Annotated in this window: 1 protein-coding gene; it reads right to left on the reverse strand. The window is 71.7% G+C overall.

Annotated features, from left to right (window positions below):
• Positions 1 to 536 (reverse strand): acyltransferase domain-containing protein (locus tag ADK54_RS13485; protein ID WP_234392044.1); only part of this gene is annotated, 536 nt, incomplete at its 3' end.
• Positions 537 to 594: the final 58 nt, after the last annotated feature.

Raw genomic sequence — 594 nt, forward strand, 5'->3', positions numbered from 1 at the left:
ACGGTCTGGTTCAGCAGCTCCACGTCCCCACCCCACACCACGTCCCGCAACGGACGGTCCAGATGCTCGTCCAAGGAAGCGCACACCGCGTCGAACGCCGCCGCGAAGACCGGATGACGGTCGTACAACTCCCGCCCCATACCCAGGCGTTGCGACCCCTGACCCGAGAACAAGAAGGCGAGCTTGCCGGCGCGGGCCCGGTCCTGTGCCACGACGGCCGCTTCACTGCGGCCCTCGGCCAGGGCTGACAGCGAGCGCAGCAGCTCCTCCCGGTCCCCGGCCAGGATCACCGCGCGGTGCTCGAACACCGCGCGGCCCGTCGCCAGTGAGTAGGCGACATCCGTGACGCGCGGCGCCGGCTCACCGTCCAGTCGGGACAGCAACCGCCCTGCCTGGGCGCGCAGCGCCGACTCGGTCCGGCCGGACAGCGGCACCAGCACCGGCAGCGCGGCCCTGGCCGTCTCGTCCTCGGCGGCGTCCGATGCAGCGCTGGCGTCGGTGTCGGTGTCGGCGGGTTCGGGCTGTTCCAGGATCACGTGCGCGTTCGTACCACTGATCCCGAAGGACGACACACCCGCACGACGCGGCCCATCC

Origin of the sequence: Streptomyces sp. WM6378, assembly GCF_001279695.1 — a bacterium.
In the GTDB taxonomy this organism is placed as follows: domain Bacteria; phylum Actinomycetota; class Actinomycetes; order Streptomycetales; family Streptomycetaceae; genus Streptomyces.